Origin of the sequence: Rhodococcus shunpengi (assembly GCF_048381395.1) — a bacterium.
In the GTDB taxonomy this organism is placed as follows: Bacteria; Actinomycetota; Actinomycetes; order Mycobacteriales; family Mycobacteriaceae; genus Rhodococcus.
The window spans coordinates 300,059-315,272 of the sequence record NZ_JBLWIU010000034.1 but is presented as its reverse complement, the minus strand read 5'-3'; the positions used below and the strand labels follow the sequence as shown (position 1 = coordinate 315,272).

At 68.1% G+C, this 15,214-nt stretch carries 14 protein-coding genes; 3 read left to right on the top strand and 11 right to left on the bottom strand.

Annotated elements, in window-relative coordinates; genetic code table 11:
- Window positions 1-65: 65 nt before the first annotated feature.
- Window positions 66-821, bottom strand: coding sequence for an FAD-dependent thymidylate synthase (thyX, locus tag ACNJ7K_RS21710; RefSeq protein WP_174247050.1), 756 nt, complete (start codon window positions 819-821; stop codon window positions 66-68).
- Between the two features lie 142 nt (window positions 822-963).
- Between thyX and ACNJ7K_RS21705 the strand changes: the two genes are divergently transcribed.
- Together ACNJ7K_RS21705 and ACNJ7K_RS21700 are read left to right on the top strand one after the other, a co-directional pair.
- Window positions 964-1,563: a hypothetical protein gene (locus ACNJ7K_RS21705; RefSeq protein WP_487042175.1), complete on the top strand. Its 600-nt coding sequence runs from the start codon at window positions 964-966 to the stop codon at window positions 1,561-1,563.
- A 57-nt stretch (window positions 1,564-1,620) separates the two neighbouring features.
- Window positions 1,621-2,061: an SRPBCC family protein gene (locus ACNJ7K_RS21700; protein WP_487042174.1), complete on the top strand. Its 441-nt coding sequence runs from the start codon at window positions 1,621-1,623 to the stop codon at window positions 2,059-2,061.
- A gap of 2 nt (window positions 2,062-2,063) precedes the next feature.
- Here the strand turns inward: ACNJ7K_RS21700 and ACNJ7K_RS21695 are convergent, their stop codons facing one another.
- The 4 genes from ACNJ7K_RS21695 to ACNJ7K_RS21680 all read right to left on the bottom strand — a co-directional run bounded on the left by ACNJ7K_RS21695 (window position 2,064) and on the right by ACNJ7K_RS21680 (window position 4,551).
- The gene (locus ACNJ7K_RS21695) at window positions 2,064-2,567 is read right to left on the bottom strand and encodes a flavodoxin family protein (RefSeq protein ID WP_268655747.1); all 504 of its coding nucleotides are present in this window, start codon (window positions 2,565-2,567) and stop codon (window positions 2,064-2,066) included.
- 64 nt (window positions 2,568-2,631) lie between these two features.
- Window positions 2,632-3,111 (bottom strand): hypothetical protein, encoded by a 480-nt coding sequence (locus ACNJ7K_RS21690; RefSeq protein WP_268655586.1) that lies wholly within the window; start codon window positions 3,109-3,111, stop codon window positions 2,632-2,634.
- Window positions 3,108-3,863, bottom strand: a complete 756-nt coding sequence (gene dapB / locus ACNJ7K_RS21685; protein WP_170318494.1) for a 4-hydroxy-tetrahydrodipicolinate reductase — start codon at window positions 3,861-3,863, stop codon at window positions 3,108-3,110. The genes ACNJ7K_RS21690 and dapB overlap by 4 nt, the downstream gene beginning before the upstream one ends.
- An 85-nt stretch (window positions 3,864-3,948) precedes the next feature.
- Window positions 3,949-4,551: a TetR/AcrR family transcriptional regulator gene (locus ACNJ7K_RS21680; protein WP_268655585.1), complete on the bottom strand. Its 603-nt coding sequence runs from the start codon at window positions 4,549-4,551 to the stop codon at window positions 3,949-3,951.
- Window positions 4,552-4,601: 50 nt separating this feature from the next.
- Between ACNJ7K_RS21680 and zapE the strand changes: the two genes are divergently transcribed.
- Window positions 4,602-5,654, top strand: coding sequence for a cell division protein ZapE (zapE, locus tag ACNJ7K_RS21675; protein ID WP_487042173.1), 1,053 nt, complete (start codon window positions 4,602-4,604; stop codon window positions 5,652-5,654).
- Here the strand turns inward: zapE and ACNJ7K_RS21670 are convergent.
- The 6 genes from ACNJ7K_RS21670 to ACNJ7K_RS21645 all read right to left on the bottom strand — a co-directional run bounded on the left by ACNJ7K_RS21670 (window position 5,603) and on the right by ACNJ7K_RS21645 (window position 15,080).
- Window positions 5,603-6,940: a M16 family metallopeptidase gene (locus tag ACNJ7K_RS21670; RefSeq protein WP_120282303.1), complete on the bottom strand. Its 1,338-nt coding sequence runs from the start codon at window positions 6,938-6,940 to the stop codon at window positions 5,603-5,605. The two genes, zapE and ACNJ7K_RS21670, sit on opposite strands and share 52 nt — an antisense overlap.
- A gap of 84 nt (window positions 6,941-7,024) precedes the next feature.
- A complete protein-coding gene (gene narI / locus ACNJ7K_RS21665; RefSeq protein WP_487042172.1) occupies window positions 7,025-7,756 on the bottom strand; it encodes a respiratory nitrate reductase subunit gamma in 732 nt (243 codons plus the stop codon).
- On the bottom strand, window positions 7,753-8,418 hold the full coding sequence (gene narJ, locus ACNJ7K_RS21660) for a nitrate reductase molybdenum cofactor assembly chaperone (protein ID WP_487042171.1): 666 nt from the start codon (window positions 8,416-8,418) through the stop codon (window positions 7,753-7,755). Before narJ ends, narI begins: the two co-directional genes overlap by 4 nt.
- Window positions 8,415-10,085, bottom strand: coding sequence for a nitrate reductase subunit beta (gene narH / locus ACNJ7K_RS21655; protein WP_487042170.1), 1,671 nt, complete (start codon window positions 10,083-10,085; stop codon window positions 8,415-8,417). Before narH ends, narJ begins: the two co-directional genes overlap by 4 nt.
- A 52-nt stretch (window positions 10,086-10,137) precedes the next feature.
- Window positions 10,138-13,833, bottom strand: coding sequence for a nitrate reductase subunit alpha (locus ACNJ7K_RS21650; protein WP_487042169.1), 3,696 nt, complete (start codon window positions 13,831-13,833; stop codon window positions 10,138-10,140).
- The gene (locus ACNJ7K_RS21645) at window positions 13,830-15,080 is read right to left on the bottom strand and encodes a nitrate/nitrite transporter (RefSeq protein WP_487042168.1); all 1,251 of its coding nucleotides are present in this window, start codon (window positions 15,078-15,080) and stop codon (window positions 13,830-13,832) included. Before ACNJ7K_RS21645 ends, ACNJ7K_RS21650 begins: the two co-directional genes overlap by 4 nt.
- Window positions 15,081-15,214: the final 134 nt, after the last annotated feature.

Genomic DNA, 15,214 nt, shown 5'->3' with positions numbered 1-15,214 from the left:
AGATCGGTGTAGCAGTCGATCGGAGATCGGTGTAGCAGTCGATCGGAGATCGGGGTACAGGTCGATCAGAGATCGGTCGCGAGCGTGGGAGCTGCGATCTCGCTGCCGTCGGCCAGCTTCGTGATCGCGAAGTCCGAGAACGCGTTCGGTGCGGCATCCGCGAGCTGACGCACACATTCGACGGCGAGACGCCGGATCTCGACGTCGGCATGTTCGGTCGCGCGCATGGCGACGAAGTGACGCCACGATCGGTAGTTGCCGGTGACGACGATGCGGGTCTCCGTGGCGTTGGGGAGCACCGCCCGGGCGGCCTCCCGGACCTGCTTGGCGCGCAACGGACCGGCGGGAAGATGCGAGAGCTTCTCGTCGAGCGCCGCCAACAGCGCCACATAGGCCTCGCGGCTGCGCTCCGCGGCCGCGAAGAACAACTCCTCGAGTTCGGCATCGCCCGCGATCGCGGGCGGAACCACCACGGGCACCTCACCGTCGGCGACGAAACGCTGGGACAGCTGGGAGAACGAGAAGTGCCGGTGCCGGATCAGCTCGTGCGTGCACGAACGGGAGATGCCGGTGATGTAGAAGGTCGCCGTGGCGTGTTCGAGAACGGACAGGTGCCCCACGGTGAGCAGGTGACGGAGATATCCGGCGTTCGTCGCGGTGCGCGGGTTCGGTTTGGACCAGCTCTGGTAGCAGGCGCGACCGGCGAACTCGACGAGCGCTTCCCCGCCCTCGGCGTCGGTGTCCCAGTCGACGTCGTCGGGGACGTGGAACTCCGTCGTGGCGATGAGCCGGACCTTCGGAACGGCGGCTTCGGGCGCCATCGTCTCCTCCTCGCCTGGGTCGTCGCGCATCCTCCGGACGCGCCGTCTCTTCCGTCCGAACACTAACGCGCCTCGGCCTGCGACGATCGATGACATCATGATGACACTTGCGTGACATCACTCGTGACGCCACACTGGCGTCATGGACATCGACAAGTACACGTCCGCCATCACGGACTCCGTGATCTCCGCGGCCGAACTCGGCGACGAGCAGACCCGACGCACCGCCGCCGCCCTCGCGACCGCCATCGCCGCACCCGTCCGACTCGCGGTCCTGGCAGCACTGTCCGACATGGCCAACGAGATCAGCGACGAACTCGGCGACCGCACCGTCACGGTGCGCCTCGACGGCACCGATGCCGTCCTCGCCGTCCACAGCGAACCCGCTCCCCCGCACGAGGTTCCGACGCCGTCCTTCGAAGAGATGACCGGCGACATCAGCCGGGTGACCCTGCGCCTCGTCGAACAGATCAAGACCAAGGCCGAGGAAGCGGCGCAGCAGAGCGGGCTGTCGCTCAATTCCTGGATGGCGCAGGCCGTGCAGGGCGCCCTGCGGGAGCAGATGCGCTATCAGCGCCGTGCCGACGAATGGCGCCGTCAGGGTGGCTGGGCGAAGCCCACCTCGCCCGAACCCACCGAGCAACCGCCGTCCGACCCGACCGACGCCGCAGGCCCGGACGACACTGCCGGCCGCAACGACGCTGCAGGTCCCGACGACACGAACCCGCGCAGCGACGCGTGAGGCACCTCACCGCACGATAGAGTGCCGACGCACACAATCGGGCGACGCGGAGGGCGCATGGCGGTCAGCAGCACCAGGAGTTTCGACATCGACGCAACCCCGGAGCAGGTGATGGCCGCGCTCGCCGCGGTCGAACGCCTGCCCGAGTGGTCGTCGACCCACAAGTCCGTCACCGTCGAGTCCACCCACCCCGACGGACGACCGCACCGCGTGCGGATGACCGTCTCCATCGTCGGCATCACCGACGAACAGGTCGTCGAGTACTCCTGGAACGGCGACGAGTCCATGTCGTGGACCCTGGTGGAGAGCAGCCAGCAACGCCAGCAGGACGGCGCCTACACCCTCACCGCCAAGGGATCCGGCACGACGGCCGAGTTCTCGCTGACCATCGATCCGAAGATCCCCGTCCCCGGATTCCTCGTGCGGCGCGCCGAGAAGATGGCCCTCGAAACCGCCGGCAAAGGCCTCACGTCGTTCACGGAGAAACACTTCCGCTGAAGTCAGATCTCGCCGGCCGCGGTCGCCGCGACGATGGCGCCGAGCTCGTAACACTGCTCGCGTACCTTCGCGTCGACCGGTCCGGTGATCTCGAGATCGGTAGCAGCCTGCACGAGACCCAACCCGGTGGTCAGGCGCCGAACCGAGGCCACAGCGCCGGCGGTGTCGTTGTTCCCGTGCACCCACAGACCGTAGGGACGACCGGCGACGGCATCGAGACACGGGTAGTAGACCGTGTCGAAGAAGTGCTTGAGCGCACCCGACATGTAGCCGAAATTGGCTGTCGTGCCGAACAGGAAGCCGTCGGCGGCCAGCACATCGGGAACCGTGGCGCCCAGCGCGGGGACCACCCGAACGGTGACACCCGTGATCTCCGGGTCCCGAGCTCCCGCCAGGACGGCTTCGAGGATCTCGCGGGTCGGCGGCGACGGGGTGTGGTGCACCACCAGCACCGTGCGGGATCCGTCCCCGCGCCCCGCCTCGTCCACCCCAGCCCGGTCTTCCACAGCCTCGTCCGTCACATCAGCAGGCTGCTGCACCACGTCGAGGTTGTCAAAGCCGCTCGCCGGTTCAGGAACCGGCGAGGCCGTCCCGTTCGAGCTTCTCGAGCGCGACCGCCCGGCGCATCGTCTCCCGCGCGCGACTGCGGTCGCCCGCGTAGTCGTAGGCGCGTGCCAGCCGGTAGGAGTTGCGCCAGTTGTCGGGGTCGGCTTCCCATTCCTGCTTCACGGTCGCGAACAGTTCGTCGGCGGCGTCCCGGTCGATCCGCCCAGACGGCATGCGGGGCAGGTCGTCGACGTCGAGTTCGAGGCCTTCGTCGTGGATCCGCCGCGCGAGGTGCTGATGCTGCAGCCCTGCGCGGAGGGTCGCGTAGACGATCCAGGCTCCCACGACCGGGAGGATGAGGATGCCGATCCCGAGACCGATCGCCGCGACCTCACCGGACCGGACCAGTTCCAGGCCGGTGGAGCCGAGCAGAACGAAGTAGAACCCCAGCGCCACCACGATGAACGCGATGGGCACGAGGACTTTGAGCGAGCCGGTTCTCACAGGTCGAGGAGGGGATCGATTCCGACGGTCAGACCCGGTCGCTTACCGATCTCCCGCACACCGAGCAGCACCCCGGGAGCGAAGGAGGAGCGGTCGATCGAGTCGTGCCGGATGGTGAGGGTCTCGCCCTGGGTGCCGAGCAGCACCTCCTGGTGGGCGACGAGTCCGGCGAGACGCACGGAGTGCACGCGGACACCGTCGACGTCGCCGCCGCGAGCACCGTCGAGTTCGGTGGTGGTGGCGTCCGGGCTCGGAGCCACACCGGCCTCGGCGCGGGCCTGCGCGATCAGACGGGCAGTGCGGTAGGCGGTGCCGGACGGGGCGTCGGCCTTGTTCGGGTGGTGCAGCTCGATCACCTCGACGGAGTCGAAGAACCGGGCGGCGGCCTGAGCGAAGCGCATCGACAGCACGGCACCGATCGCGAAGTTCGGCGCGATGAGCACGCCCACCTCGGGACGATCCGCGAGCCAGCTCCGCACCCGGTCGAGGCGCTCGTCGTCGAAGCCGGTGGTTCCGACCACGGCGTGGATGCCGTTCTCGACGAGGAAGTGCAGGTTGTCCATGACGACGTCGGGGTGGGTGAAGTCGACGACCACCTGGGTCTGCGAGTTCACGAAGGCGTCGAGGCTGTCGCCCTTGTCGACGGTGGCGACGAGCTCGAGATCGGACGCGGCGTCGACGGCGGCGCAGATCGCCTGGCCGACCTTGCCGGCAGCACCGAGTACACCCACCCGAACTTTTGTTGCATCCACTTGCGTCGTCACGCCCTTTCGTTGCCGTCTCCCCCGGAAATCCTACGCAACCACCCGTGGACGTCCCGAGCGGGTCGAACGCCACCTACTGCTGTGCGCAGAGCGCGTCGAGCCACCGACCGACGGTCGAGCTGATCTCGTCGACCCATGCCGTGTCCGAATCCGAGGACGTGTGGGCGCGAGCGCCGTGGGTGCGGTCGAACAGAACTCCTTCGAGCAGGGTCACCAGATCGCGCCCCGCCGTGTCGGGTTCCGGCGCACCGAGTTCCCGCACGAGATCGGTGGCCGCGGAGATCGAGAACATGCAGGCCGCGAGCGCCTCGGCAGACTCTCGTTCGAGGCGCGCGTCGGTCGCGAGCGCGTACCGGGCCAGCACATCGGTGCGACGCACAGTGAGCAGGCGTTCGAGATAGCGCGCGATCAGGTCGGCAGGAGGGCTCGGGTCGCCGGTCGTGTCGTCGAACAGCGCGGCGAAATCCGCGCGCGACCGTTCGGCGAGGCGGGTGATCGCAGCCGAGACGAGCGCGTGGCGGGTGCGGAAGTAGTAGGAGGTCGAGCCCTTCGGCAGGCCGAGGTGCACGTCGATGGCCGTGTGCGTCACCGCGTGGTTGCCGCCACGGGCGGCGAGTTCGAGGGCGGCATCGCTGATGGCCGTGCGCCGGGAGGGACGTTCGGGTGAAGTCGTCACTCTACGATGATAGAGTCTCGGCCGTGAGGGTGCGCCGACGCAGGAACCGCATGTCGCCGAACACCGCCATGCCGAACCCCGTCCCCCGCACCGTGTTCGACGAGGCCGCGCGCAGCCGGGGGTTCGTGCTCGATCCCGCGCAACACGACGCCGTCGAGCAGCTGTGTCATCCCGAGCGCCCGAACGTCTACCTGTGGGGCCCGCCCGGGCGCGGCAAGAGCTGGCTCGCCGACGTGTACTTCTCGGCCTATCCCGGACGGAACAAGCTGCGCGTCCACTTCCACGAGTTCTTCCGCGACCTGCACGTCGAGCTCCGACGGCACCGCTTCGATCTCGACGCCGCACTCGATCACCTGATCGGTCGCGCCGAGCTCGTGTGCTTCGACGAATTCCACGTCCACGATCCGGCGGACGGCACGTTCGTCGCCCGGCTGTTCCCCGCACTGCTCGGTCGCCGCACGCGTCTCGTCCTGACCTCGAACTATCCTCCCCGCCACCTGCTCCCCAACCCGCTCTTCCACGACGGCTTCGTCCCGACGATCGAGCTCGTCGAGCGGTGCGCGACGGTCGTCGCTCTGGACGGTCCGCGCGATCATCGGCTCGGCTCCGACCATGCGAAGGGATTCGCGTCGGGGATCTGGGCCGTCTCCCCGTCCGACCGGCAGCTACGACGGCTCGGTCTCGAACGGCCGGCGCCGGCCGAACATCGGGTCCTGCGCCCGGCGGAACGTCCGCTCCGCGCTCTACGGGCCGAGGAGGACTGTCTCTGGTTCGACTTCGGCGATCTCTGCGACCACACCACGGCGCCGGCCGACTATCTGGCGCTTGCGGCGGATCACCTGTTCTGGGTCGTCGACAAGATCCCGGATCTGACGACCGCGGGTCGCGAACCCGCGCAGCGGTTCGCCAATCTGGTGGACGTGCTCCACGACCGCGACGTGCGGGTCGTGTTCGTCTCGGAGGTCGCGGTATCGGAACTCGCTGCTCCGGCGGGACCCGTCGCGCACGACATCGGACGCCTGCGGAGCCGACTGGCCCAGCTGAGGACGATTCAGGACACGAGTTCGCGCACCGACGCCGGAACGTCACGAGTGCGCCGGTAGGGGCCGGCGACGGCGACCGCGAACGGCCGGTGCAGCAGGTCGGCGGCCACGCTGCGCACCTCCTCGGTGGACACCGACGAGATGCGTTCGAGGGTCTCGGTGATGCTCCAGTGCTGCCCGTAGCTCAGTTCGCTGCGGCCGATCCGGTGCATGCGCGCCCCGGTGTCCTCGAGTCCGAGCACGAGACCGCCGCGCAGCGACCCCTTGGCACGGGCGCATTCCGCGTCGGTGATGCCGTGTTCGGCCACGTCGGTGAGCACCTCCCGGACCACCGCGGCGACCTCACCGAGGTTGTCGGGCTGACAGCCCGCGTACACGGAGAAGGCGCCGGTGTCGGCGAAGGTGTCGGTGCCGGAGTACACCGAGTAGGCCAGACCCCGCTTCTCGCGTACCTCCTGGAACAGGCGCGAACTCAGACCACCACCGACGGCGGCGTTGAGCACCGACAACGCCCAGCGACGCCCGTCGTGCCGGCCGAAGGACCGCACGCCGAGGGTCAGGTGCGCCTGTTCGTTGTCGCGCTCGACGATGCTCATCGTCGGCGCGGTGCGCAGTTCGAGCCGTCCGTCGCGGCAGGGCGCGGGAGTGGCCGCGTCGTCCAGGTGACCGGCGAAGGCGCGGCGCACCAGTTCGACGGTGTGCGCGTGGTCGACGTTGCCGGCGACCGCGACGACCATCCGCGGCGGGGTGTAGCGGCGCACGTGGAACGAATGCAACTGGGTCCGGGTCATGGACTCGATCGACTCGACGGATCCGATGATCGGCCGGCCGAGGGGGTGATCGCCGTACAGCGCGGTGAGCAGCGAGTCGCCGAGCAGGTCCTCGGGATCGTCGTCGCGCATCGCGATCTCCTCGAGCACCACCTGACGCTCGACGTCGACGTCCGCGCTCAGGCACCGGCCGCGCAGGACGACGTCGGCGACGACCTCGACGGCGATCGGCAGGTCGTCGTCGAGGACGTGCGCGTAGAAGCAGGTGTGTTCCTTGCTGGTGAACGCGTTGAGCTCTCCCCCGATCCCGTCCATCGTCTCGGCGATGTCGAGAGCGGTGCGCGTCGGGGTCGCCTTGAACAGCAGGTGCTCGAGAAAGTGGGCGGCGCCTGCGACCGACGGTTGTTCGTCGCGGGATCCGACACCGACCCACACTCCGACGGCCGCCGAGCGCACTCCCGGGACGTGCTCGGTGACGACCCGCACTCCCCCGGGAAGGACCGAGCGGCGGACGCCGGTGGCCGCGACGGGTGCGGGGGTCGAAGCGTCGTTCTTCACGTGGGAACTGGAAGCCATGGGGATCTTCGGTGGTCCTGACAAGGTCGGGGGGCGCGGAACATTTCACAGTACACCGGGACTCTCCCCCACCATCGGTCGCGCTCACCACCCCCGTCGTTGCGGTTGCGAACCCACGAGCCGGCCGGGACGTGCCTCCTCGCGGCTGCGGTAGACGATGTACGGCCGGAACAGGTATCCGACGGGGGCACTGAAGGCGTGGACGAGGCGCGTGAACGGCCAGATGGCGAAGAGCGCGAGGCCGATCAGGGCGTGCAGCTGGAAGCTGAACGGCGCCTCCACCATCAGGTCGCCGCGGGGTTGCAGGACCCAGATCGACCGGAACCACGGCGAGACGGTCTCCCGGTAGTTGTGTTCCTCGCCCACGACACCCGACCCCATCAGCGTGGTGGCGAGACCCGCCACGATCGCGGCGACGAGCACGACATACATGACTTTGTCGTTGAGAGTGGTGGCGCTGAAGACGGGACCGCGGGTGCGACGGCGGTACACGAGCAGGGAGATGCCGACGAGCGTCGAGACACCGGCGATCGTGCCGAGCGTGATGGCCTGCACGTGATAGGCGTGCTGACTCAACCCGACGGCGTCGGTCCACGACTGCGGGATCACCAGGCCGATGATGTGGCCGACGATCACGACCAGGATCCCGAAGTGGAACATCGGGCTCGCGATGCGCAGTAACCGCGCCTCGTACAGCTGGGACGAACGGGTGGTCCATCCGAACTTGTCGTATCGATACCGCCACCAGGTCCCCACCGCGACGATCGCGAGCGTCACGTACGGCACCACGTCCCAGAAGATCTCTCCTGCACTCATGATTCCGGGACTCCTCGCCGGGGCGGCACCGTCAGGGTGAAGGGCTGCAATCCGATCGACTCGCGGGGCGGTCCCGCCTGCGCGAGGCGCCGGGCCCGTTCCTCGTCCCGGGCGGTGACCGGCGGGAGGGTCGCGCACACGGCCGCGACGACCTGCGCGTACGGCGAGCCGGCCTCACGCAGGGAGGTGTGCAGCACGTCGAGGGCCACCCGATACCGGGTGAGGAGTTCCTCGCCCGCGGCGGGATCCACGGTGGCCGCGAATTCGAGGACGACCGGCAGATGGTCGGGTGACTCGTGGGCGGGCGGCTCGGCCCCCGCGGCACGATACGCACTCGCGAAGGCGTGCATCTCCGCCCCTCGGTTCCGGGTGTCGCCTGCTGTCCAGTAGGTCAGGTACATCGTCGAACGCCGTCGCAGGTCGAAGGTATCCACGTACTGCTGGGCGACGGAGAGGAGGTTCGGTTCGCCCAGCGCTCGGGCGGCCGCCCTCAAGACGTCCTTCTCCGGACCGGTGACGTGCTCGAGGAGTTGTTCGACGGTGTCGAGCCGTCCGGCGTGCCCTTCGTCGGGATAGGCGAGCAGCAGCGACGCGGCCTGACGGACGAGGCGCCGCTGCAGAGCGCGATCGGACGCCGTGCGCCGTGAACGCAGCAACTTCATCGCGTGTCCCCGTTCCCGTCGCGTCCGTCGGGGAACATCCCGCTCGGCACGCCCTTACCGTCCCAGTTGAGGAGGTTGACCCGTGACGGGTTCGACGCGTTCGCCGCCATCCCTTCACTGGTCTGCCGTTGCGCGAGTGCGTGGAACGTCTCGACCGCCACCGGGACCGGGGCACCGCTGGCCTCACCGAAGGGACCCGATTCGTACATCCCGGGGCCGCCCTCGTAGGACAGCGCACAGTCGGTCGCGGTCTCCTCGAGCCGATGGCCTTCGGCCGCGTACGCGGTCGGGATGACGTACCGCTCGTCGTACTTGGCGAGTGCGAGGAGCCGGTACATCGCATAGATCTGCTCTTCGCTCATGCCGACGGATTCGGGGATCTCGGGACGGGTCTCGCGTCCCAGATTGATGTCACGCATGTACGAGCGCATCGCGGCGAGCCGGCGCAGCACGGCCTCGACGACACCGGTGTCTCCGGCCGTGAACAGTTCCGCGAGGTACGCGACGGGGATGCGCAGTGCGTCCAGGGCGCCGAAGAGATTGCCGATGTCCTCGCCGTCGTGCCCCTCGCGGCTCACGGCGTCGACGACGGGCGAGAGCGGTGGCACGTACCAGACCATGGGCATCGTCCGATATTCCGGATGCAGAGGCAGCGCCACCCGGTAGGTGCTGATCAGGTCGTAGACGGGTGAACGCTGGGCGGCCTCGATCCACTCGTCGGAGATCCCTTCGGCGCGGGCGCCGGCGATCACGTCGGGATCCTTGGGATCGAGCAGCACGTCACGTTGCGCCGCGTACAGGTCCTTCTCGTCCTCCACCGAGGCCGCCTCCAGCACGCGGTCGACGTCGTAGAGGACGAGCCCGATGTAACGCAGCCGTCCCACGCACGTCTCCGAGCACACGGTGGGCAGGCCCACCTCCACCCGGGGATAGCAGAAGGTGCACTTCTCGGCCTTGCCCGTCTTGTGGTTGAAGTACACCTTCTTGTACGGGCATCCGGACACACACATCCGCCAGCCGCGGCACCGGTCCTGGTCGACGAGGACGATGCCGTCCTCCGATCGCTTGTACATCGCGCCGGACGGACACGACGCCACACACGACGGGTTCAGGCAGTGCTCGCAGATCCTGGGCAGGTAGAACATGAAGGTCTGCTCGAACTCGAGCTTCACCTGCTCGCCGACCTTCTTCAGGATCGGATCGTCCGGGACGACCGACGGAGAGCCACCGAGGTTGTCGTCCCAATTCGCCGACCACTGCACCTTCATCGGCTCACCGGAGATCAGGCTGCGTGGCGTCGCCACCGGGATGTGCTCTCCGAGCGGAGCGTTGGTGAGGTTGTCGTAGTCGTAGGTCCACGGCTCGTAGTAATCCTGGATCGAGGGCATCTTCGGGTTCGCGAAGATGCGGGCGAGTTTGGCGAATCGGCCGCCGTCCCGGAGGCGTACGCGGCCCTTGGAGTCCCGGATCCATCCGCCGCGCCAGCGTTCCTGATCCTCGTAGGTTCGCGGATAACCTTGCCCCGGACGTGTTTCGACATTGTTGAACCACACGTACTCGGTACCCGACCGATTGGTCCATGCCTGCTTGCAGGTCACCGAGCAGGTGTGGCATCCGATGCACTTGTCGAGGTTCATCACCATCGCAAGTTGTGCCATGACCTTCATGTCCGCCTCGCTTCCTGCATCGCACTCCACCCGGCTGTTCGCTCGACGAACATCAGTAGACGACCTCCTGCGATCTGCGCCGCACGATCGTCACCTCGTCGCGCTGGTTGCCCGTGGGGCCGAGATAGTTGAACGCGTAGGCGGTCTGCGCGTATCCCCCGGCCAGGTGGCTGGGCTTGATGAGGATGCGCGTCAGGGAGTTGTGGATACCGCCGCGCGTACCGGTGGTCTCGGTCCGTGGCACGTCGATGACGCGATCCTGCGCGTGATAGACGAAGACGACGCCCTCGGGCATGCGGTGCGAGACGATCGCCCGGCACACGATGACACCGTTGCGGTTGACCGCCTCCACCCAGTCGTTGTCGCTCACCGAGATCTTCGCGGCATCGGCGGCCGACATCCACATCGTGGGCCCGCCCCGGGACAAGGAGAGCATGAACAGGTTGTCCTGGTATTCGGAGTGGATCGACCACTTCGAGTGCGGCGTCAGATACCGAACGGCCAGCCCGATTCCGTCACCCGTGCCGACGGCCGGTTCGTCGAACAGTCGCGACATGTCCAGTGGGGGCCGGTAGACGGGGAGCTGCTCACCGAGTTCCTCCAGCCAGTCGTGGTCGAGGTAGAAGTGCATCCGTCCCGTCAGGGTGTGGAAGGGTTTGAGTTCCTCGATGTTGACCGTGAAGGGCGCGTACCGCCGACCTCCGGTTTCGCTCCCCGACCATTCGGGGCTCGTGATGACGGGCACGGGACGGGCCTGGGTATCGGCGTAGGTGATGCGCCGCTCTTCGCTGCCCTCCGCCAGGTGCACGAGTCGGCGCCCGGTGCGCTTCTCGAGTTCGCGGAATCCCTCGACGGCGAGCCTGCCGTTGGACGTGCCCGACAGCGCGAGGATCGTGTCGGCCATCCGTTCGGCGGTGGTGATCGCCGGACGGCCCCGTCCGGCACCGGAATCCATGACGCCGAATCTCTGTGCCAGTTCGGCGACCTCACGGTCCGGCCGGGTCACGACGCCCTTGGTGTTCAACCCGAGGGTCTCGACGAGCGGACCGAGCGTCGCCCACTTCTCCGCGATCGCACCGTAGTCCCGTTCGACGACGGCGAGCGGACCCATCGTCCTGCCCGGAACCGGCACTTCGCCGGTCGAGCGCCAGTCCCGTTCGGTGCCGGACGGATACGCCATCGCTGCGGGTGTGTCGTGCTGCAGTGTCCCCATCACGATGTCGGTGCGGGTTCCCAGGTGAGTCCGGGCGAGGGTGCTGAAGGTCTGCGCGATGGCGCCGAAAGCGTCGTAGTCCGAACGGGTCTCCCAGGGCGGGTCGACCGCCGCGGTGAAAGCGTGGATGTAGGGGTGCATGTCGGTGCTCGACAGGTCGCCCTTCTCGTACCAGGTCGCGGCGGGCAGGACGATGTCGGAGAACAACGTCGTCGAGGTCATGCGGAAGTCGATCGACATGAGCAGGTCGAGTTTTCCTTCGGGCAGGTCGTCGGGCCACGCCACCTCACCGGGCCGCAGGCCGGGGGCCGTCGGCTCGGCCTGCACGTTGGAATCGGTGCCGAGCAGGTGCCGCAGGAAATACTCGTTGCCCTTGCTGGACGAGCCGAGCAGGTTCGACCGCCACACGCTGAGCACGCGCGGCCAGTTCCGCGGGTCGTCGGGGTCGGTCACCGACAGTTTCAGTTCGCCCGAGGCGAGTTGCTGCGCGACGTGCTGTGGGATCTCCCGTCCCGCCGCCCGTGCCTGTTCGGCAACCTCGTGGGTGTTGCGGTCGAACTGGGGATAGAAGGGTGTCCAGCCCATGGCGACCGCGGACGCCATGACGTCCATCGTGTGCTTGTCGCGGAAACGCCCGCGCCCCAGCGGACTGGCCAGCGCGTCGGCACGGTAACCGTCGTAGCGCCATTGGTCGGTGTGCACGTACCAGTAGGAAGTGCCGGCCATCTGGCGGGGCGGGCGAGACCAGTCCGTCCCCATCGCCATGGCCGCCCATCCCGTGACGGGACGGCACTTCTCCTGCCCGACGTAGTGCGCCCATCCACCCCCGTTGCGTCCCATGCAGCCGGTGAGCATGAGCAGCGCGAGCACCGCGCGATAGGTGGCGTCGCCGTGGAACCACTGGCAGATGCCGGCCCCCATGATGATCATCGAACGCCCGCCCGACTCCTCGGCGTTGCGGGCGAACTCCGTCGCGATCCGGATCGCCTGGGCCGCGGGCACCCCGGTGAGGGCCTCCTGCCAGGCCGGGGTGTACGGCGAGCCCGGGTCGTCGTACCCGCTCGGCCACTGCCCGGGCAGGTCGAGCTCCGGACGGTTCACCCCGTACTGCGCGAGCATCAGGTCGAAGACGGTGCACACGAGGTGATCCCCGATCCGACGGACCGGCACACCCCGTTCGATGCTCTCACCGTGCCCGTCGACGGTGTCGAAACTCGGCAGGTGCACCGCCGCGGTCTCGACCGCTCCCCCGCCGCCGGGCGCGACCGTCAGGGTCGGGACGAGGTCACCGAGTTCGAGATTCCACTTGCCGATGCCGTCGTCGCCGTAGCGGAAGCCGAGGGAGCCCGGGGGTACGACGACGGTGTCGGTCGCACCGTCGACGAAGACCGGCTTGAACGCCGCGTTCTCGACGCTGTGTCCGAGATCGACGGCGGTGAGGTTCTTGCCCGGCACGAGCCGTCCGCCGCGTTCCTCGAGCCGCACGAGGAACGGCAAATCGGTGTATCGGCGCACATAGTCGACGAAGAACGGAACGCGCTGCCGCACATAGAACTCAGTGAGGAGCACATGGCCCATCGCCATCGCCAGGGCACCGTCGGTACCGGCCGCGCACGCCATCCACTCGTCGGCGAACTTGGTGTTGTCGGCGTAGTCCGGACTCACCGAGACGACCTTGGTGCCGCGGTAGCGGACCTCCGTCATCCAGTGCGCGTCCGGGGTGCGCGTGACGGGCACGTTCGAACCCCACATCATCAGGTAGGAGGCGTCCCACCAGTCCCCGGACTCGGGCACGTCGGTCTGATCGCCGAAGACCTGCGGCGACGCCACCGGCAGGTCGGCGTACCAGTCGTAGAACGACGTCATCACGCCGCCGAGCAGTTCGACGAACCGGGAACCGGCGGCGAAGGAGACCATCGACATGGCGGGGATCGGCGAGAAGCCGGCCACCCGGTCGGGTCCGTACTCCTTGATGGTGTGGACGTGCGCGGCGGCGATCATCTCCGTGGCCTCGGCCCACGTGACGCGCACCAGCCCACCCTTGCCGCGGGCACGCTGGTAGCGGCGGCGCCGCTCGGGATCGTTCTGGATGTCGGCCCAGGCGAGCACCGGATCGCCGAGTCGCTGCCGCGCCTCCCGGTACATCTCGACGAGCAGTCCGCGCGCGTACGGATAGCGCACGCGCGTCGGCGAGTAGGTGTACCAGGAGAAGGCCGCGCCGCGCGGGCACCCACGCGGTTCGTACTCGGGACGGTCGGGGCCGACTGTCGGATAGTCGGTTTCCTGGGTCTCCCAGGTGATGATGCCGTCCTTGACGTAGATCTTCCACGAACACGAACCGGTGCAGTTCACCCCGTGTGTAGAGCGGACGACCTTGTCGTGGCTCCAGCGGTCCCGGTAGAAGATGTCGCCTTCTCGGCCACCGCGCCGCGTGACCGTGCGTGTGTCGTCGGACTGCTCGCCGGAGGTGAAGAACCGTCCGCTGCGCACGAGCAGTTCCTCGATCCGGTTCCCGATTCCGGCGGTGTCCGTCACGATTTCTCCTCACGTACGTCGCGGGCCCCGGATCCTGCTGCTGTCGGGGGCGGTTCGTGGGTGTGCAGGCGGAATGCGGTGTAGAGCAGGCACACCAGTGCCGTCGCCGCGAGCAGGAGCAGACCGACGGTGTAGTCGTTGCCCTCGGCGTCGTAGGTCGCGCCCATCACCAGGGGCGGGAAGTAACCGCCGAGCCCACCTGCTGCGGCGACGATGCCGGTGACACTGCCCACCGCGTGTGCCGGGGCGCGACGCGCCACCCACGCGAAGACACCACCGGTGCCGATGCCCAGGAAGATCGCCATCGTGATGAACGTCAGCGCCGACCACAGGTCGGGCGGGGGCTGGAAGGTCGCTATCACCGCCATCACCGCGGTACCGGCGAACGAGGCCAGGACCACGTACTTCGGCGGCACCCGGTCCGACAGCGCTCCGCCCACGGGCCGCGCGAGGACCGCGGCGAGCGCGAAACCCGCCGTGCGCGTACCGGCGTCGACGGCGGAGAAGCCGTAGATCGTCTTGATGTAGGTGGGCAGATAGTTGCTGAATGCCACGAACCCGCCGAACACGACGGCGTACAGGAACGACATCTCCCAGGTCACACCGAGTTTCGCCGCGGCGGTCAACTTGGGCAGGACCGGATCGGTGTTGGGACGGAATTCGGGAGCGTTGCGCATCACCAGGATGCACACCACGGCGGTCACGGCGAGCGCGGCCGCCACGACGATGTGGGTGGGCACCAGCCCGAACCAGTTCACGAAGCGCGGTGTGAAGAAGGCCGACAGGGCCGTGCCCACCATGCCCGCCCCGAACACGCCGGTCGCGAAGCCGCGGCGGGCAGGTTCGTACCAGTTGTTGGCGAACGGGATCCCGACCGCGAAGATCGTGCCCGCGATGCCGAGGAAGAACCCGCAGACCAGGAGCAGCGGGTAGGAGCCGGCCTCGGCGGCGAATCCGACCGCGACGACAGGAACGATCGACAGCAGCGAGACGACGATGAACATCGCCCGTCCGCCGTACCTGTCCGTCATCGCCCCGACCACGATGCGGCCGAGGGAGCCCACGAGGATCGGCGTGGCCACCAGCATCGACGCTTCCGTGCTGCTGAGCGACATGTCGGTGGCGTAGGTCGTCGACAGCGGCCCGATCATGTTCCAGGCCCAGAAGTTGATGGCGGACACCCACGTTGCCAGAGCCAGATTCGCTCCGCGCAACCTCCCGAGATCCGCCGGCGTGACCGTTCTCACATACTCAGGGAACCATTCCCGGGCGCGGTCCGGACCCGGTTCGGCGGAACCTCACCCGGATGACGTCCGGCCGTTGCACCCCGGTAACCATGGTCTGCCGGAAACGACGCACCCGTGGTGCCCGACCGGATGTC